Source organism: Nocardiopsis sp. TNDT3 (assembly GCF_003427465.1).
Classification (GTDB): Bacteria; Actinomycetota; Actinomycetes; order Streptosporangiales; family Streptosporangiaceae; genus Nocardiopsis; species Nocardiopsis dassonvillei.
Genome location: NZ_QPFC01000928.1, coordinates 1 through 4,540, shown reverse-complemented (window position 1 = coordinate 4,540; position 4,540 = coordinate 1). Strand labels below are relative to the sequence as shown.

General features: G+C 74.2%; 2 protein-coding genes. One reads left to right on the top strand and one right to left on the bottom strand.

Annotation, left to right across the window (positions count from 1 at the left end; all coding sequences use genetic code 11):
- The first annotated feature begins 90 nt into the window (after positions 1–90).
- Complete coding sequence (locus DQW06_RS21845) at positions 91–1,350, top strand: S8 family serine peptidase (protein ID WP_117199212.1); 1,260 nt, start codon at positions 91–93, stop codon at positions 1,348–1,350.
- A gap of 139 nt (positions 1,351–1,489) precedes the next feature.
- Here the strand turns inward: DQW06_RS21845 and eccCb are convergent.
- Positions 1,490–4,540, bottom strand: a 3,051-nt coding sequence (gene eccCb / locus DQW06_RS21840) for a type VII secretion protein EccCb (protein ID WP_117199211.1), incomplete at its 5' end; no start/stop codon positions are given.

Genomic DNA, 4,540 nt, shown 5'->3' with positions numbered 1-4,540 from the left:
GTCCTGGGGGCGCTTCGCGCCCCGTCGGGCCGCCCCACCGGGCGCGAAGCGCCCCCAGGACACCCCCAGAGAGTCTGGAGCACACGTCAGGTGACCGCACACACCGATCCGGGGACCACCCGGTCCCGGCGCCGCCGCACCGCCGCCGCGGCGCTGGCCCTCGGGCTCCTCGCCCCCCTCCCGGCTGCTCCGGCGGCGGCCGAGGCGCCCCAGGACCCCGTCTCGCTCGCGCAGGTCCACCCCTTCAAGGCCGACAACCAGCCGTGCGCGGCCACCGGCGGGGACGTCGTGGAGCAGCGGCCCTGGACGCACCACTTCCTGGGCCTGTCGCGGGCCCACGACCTGAGCACCGGCGAGGGGGTGGGCGTGGCGCTGCTGGCCCCGGAGGTGGACGGCGGCGCCCCCGCGCTGGCCGACGCCGTGGAGGGCGGGCAGTCCGCCGACTGCCTGGGGTTCGGCACGTCGCTGGCAGGAGTGGTCGCCGCCCGGTCCGTGGAGGACAGCGGCCTGGTCGGGGTGGCTCCGGACTCGTCGGTGACGGCCGTGGCCACCGGCAGCCCGCAGACCGGTCTGGCCTCGGCGCAGGAGATCGCCGCCGGGATCGGGAGCGCGGTGGACTCGGGGGCCCGCGTGGTCCTGGTGGGCACCGGCACGTGGGAGGCGTCGTCGGCCCTGGAGTCGGCGGTGGCCGCCGCCGAGGAGGCCGGAGCCGTGGTCGTGGCCCCCGCGACGGTCCCCACCTCCCGGGGGCCGCTGCCGGGCCAGCCCGCCCAGCACGCGTCCGTGCTGAGCGTGGCCGCGCACGACGTGGAGGGCCTCCCCGTGGCCCAGCGACCGCTGGTCCTGCCCAGCGGGGACCTGGCCCGCGTGGACCTGACCGCGCCGGGCGACCGGGTGGTGGGGACCGGACCGGGCGGCGGCCACGTGGCCACGGCGGGCGACGGCGTGGCCGCGGCCTTCGTCGCGGGGGCCGCGGCCCTGCTGATGGCGCGGGAGCCGGACCTGAGCGCCGCGCAGGTGCGCGAGCGGCTGACCACCACGGCCTACGCCTCGCCGCGGGGGGACGCGGACCCGCTGTCGGGACACGGCAGGGTGGACCCGCTGGCGGCGATGGCCATCGCCCCGGGCGGCGCCCCCGCCGGTGTGGTGGGCGAGGGGTTCGTCCCCGACCCCTCCCCCGAGGGCTCGGTGGACGCGCCGTCCACGGCGGTCGTGGTGTCCGTCGGGCTCCTGCTCATCGTGCTGTGCGTCCTGGGCGGAGCGGTGATCAAGCTCGGGCGCGCGCGCGGGTGGCGTCCCGCCGCCGCGGGCGAGCCGGTGCCGATGCGCTCCGACGAACCGGTGCGCTGACACCGAGACACGGGAGGGGGCGTCCGGCGTACCGGACGCCCCCGAACACGTTCCGGGGCCGGGCTCCCCTCCTGAAGAGGCGGGGAGCCCGGACACCCCGCGCGGGGCCCGCCCGCGCCACGCGGGCGGGCCCGGCGTGTCACTCCTCGGCGCCCTCGGCGATGGCCAGCTGCACCTCGACCGGGTCGCGGCGCGCGATCCACAGGGCGCGCCCCGCGGGCATCGTCCGCGCCCGGATGCTACCGAACATCATGCCCTCCGAGGGCGGGGCGGACAGCAGGATGCTGGGCGTGTTGGAGTCGATGAGCGTCCGGATGACGGGATCGCTGGAGGCCCGGCTGAAACCGCCCGCGGCGTGCACGAGCACCACGTGCAGGCCGATCTCCGCGCCCTGGCCGAGCATCGGCAGGAGCGGGGCCAGCGGGCTGGGCCCGCTTCCGGAGACCATCTCGAAGTCGTCGATGAGGATGAACAGTTCGGGGCCCGTCCACCAGTCGCGCTTGCGGATGCGGTCGGGGGTGATGTCGGGCCCGGGCAGGCGCGCCTTCATCGCCTGCGCGGCGGCGGCCATCATCTCCTTGACGTTCTCGCCCGACACCGCGTAGCCCAGCTGCATCTCCTTGGGCACCGCGTCGTAGAGCTGGCGGCGCTGGTCGGCCAGCACGACCCGGGCGGTGGTGGGCCCGTAGTGGCTGCGGATCGCGTTGGTGATGTGGCGCAGCAGCGTGGTCTTGCCCGTCTCGGTGTCGCCGACCACGAGCATGTGCGGGGTGACGCCGAAGTCGTGCCAGAACGGCTGCATCCGGCGGCTCTCCAGGCCCATGGGCACCTTGAGGCCGCCCGCCTTGGTGAGTTCGGACCCGGGCAGTTCACGGGCGTGCAGGATCGCGGGCAGGGTGCGCACCGCCGGGGCGGAGGGCCCGTCCCAGGCCGCGCGGACGCGGTCGACCAGCTCGGTCATGCCCTCGGACAGCGTGACCGAGTCGGGGTCACCGTCGGCGCGGGGCAGACCGGTGAGGAAGTGGTGCTTGGTGTCGGTGATGCCGCGCCCGGGCACGCGGGGCACGGTCTGCGCTGCGCGCATGTGGACCATGGAGTCCACGGGGTCGCCCATCCGCAGTTCGAAGCGGGTGCCCATGAGGTCGCGGACGCCGGTGTGGAAGTCGGCCCAGCGCGGGGAGGCGACCACGACGTGCACGCCGTAGTTGAGGCCGCGCTGCACGATCTGGACGATGGAGCCCACCAGATCCGCGTAGTCCTGGCGGATGGTGCCCCAGCCGTCGATGACGAGGAAGACGTCGCCGTGGGGCTGGTCGGCGAACTCCCCGGCGGCGCGGCGCCTGCGGTAGGTGCCCATGGAGTCGATGCCGTTCTCGGCGAAGAAGACCTCACGCTTGGTGAGGATCTCGTTCATCTCCATGATGGTGCGGACGATGCGCCGCTCGTCGGTGCGCGTGACGACGCTGCCCATGTGCGGCAGGTCCTTGAGCGAGGTCAGCACGCCGCCGCCGCAGTCGATCCCGTAGAACTGGGCCTGGGCGGGGGTGTTGCACACCGCGAGGGTGAGGATGAGCGAGGCCAGCATGGTGCTCTTGCCGCTCTGGGGGCCGCCCGCGATGCCGACGTGTCCCCCGGCTCCGGTCAGGTCGGCGACCAGGGGCAGGCGCTTGTGCTCGAAGGGGCGGTCGATGATCCCCAGCGGCACGCGCAGGGTCGTCTCCTTCCTCCAGGCCAGGCCGCCCTCGGGCAGGCGGGTGCCGACCATGGCGAGCAGCTCGTCCACCAGCAGCGGCACCTCCAACGGGGGCAGCCACACCTCGCGGGCCGCGGGGCCGAGGTCGTCCATCCGCGCCAGCGCGGTCGCCAGGAGCGACTCGCTGGTCTCCTCCTCCTGGACCTCGGGCTCCTCGGGTTCGGGGACGGCCGCGGCCACGGCGGTGTCCGCGAAGAGCACCACCTCGCCGCCGACCGTGCTCCTGCGGGTGGCGCGGCGCTTGACGCGGTAGGGACCGGAGACGTAGGCGGCCTTGAACCGGGTGAGGGTCTCGGTGTCGGTCTTGAGGTAGCCGTTGCCGGGGGCGGAGGGGAGCTGGTGGGCGTCGGGCACGCCGAGCACACCGCGGCTCTCGATGGCGGAGAAGGTGCGCAGCGCGATCCGGTAGGACAGGTGGCCCTCCAGCTGGTGCATGCGGCCCTCGTCCAGGCGCTGGGAGGCCAGCAGCAGGTGGACGCCGAGGCTGCGGCCCAGGCGCCCGATCATGACGAACAGGTCCATGAAGTCGCGGTGGGCGGCCAACAGCTCGCTGAACTCGTCGACGACCACGAACAGCGTGGGCATCGGCTCCATGTCGGGGTTGGTCTCGCGGGCCCTCTCGTACTCCAGCGCGGAGCTGAAGTTGCCCGCCGCCCGGAGCTGTTCCTGGCGGCGGACCAGCTCGCCGTGCAGGGCGTCCTGCATGCGCTCGACCAGGATGGCCTCGTCGGCGAGGTTGGTGATGAGCGCGGAGGTGTGCTGGAGCTTGTCGAGGCCGATGAAGGTCGCGCCGCCCTTGAAGTCGACGAGCACGAAGTTGAGGGTCTCCGGCGAGTGGGTCAGGGCCAGGCCGAGCACCAGGGTGCGCAGCAGCTCGCTCTTGCCCGAACCGGTGGCGCCGATGAGCATGCCGTGCGGGCCCATACCGCCCAGCGCGGACTCCTTGAGGTCCAGCTCCAGCGGCGCGCCGTCGGAGTTCATGCCGATGGGCACGCGCAGCCGGTCCTTCTCGTGCAGCTCGCTCCACATGCGCTCGCTGTCGTGCCGGTGCAGGTCGGGGATGCCCAGGAGCGTGGTCAGCTCGAAGTCGGTGGTGAGCGGCTCGGTGACCTCGACGACCATGCCGATCCGGTAGGGCGAGAGCAGGCGGCCCAGGGAGGTGGCGCGGGTCAGGCTCAGGGTGTCGGGCCGGCCCAGCACCTCCTCGGTGTCGCGGCCGCTGTTGTCGCGGGAGAGCATCACCAGGCGCTCGGTCTCCACCCGCAGGGCCAGGGTGTAGGGGTCGTCCTCGGGCGGCATCGGGTCGGCGACGTCGATGACGACGGCGTTGCGGTAGCCGCCGCCCAGTATGCGCGACCCCGGGGGGATGCGCCCGCCGTCCACGACGACGACGGTGAAGGGCTCCTCGCGGCTGGGGGCGGCGGTGGGGTCGAAGCG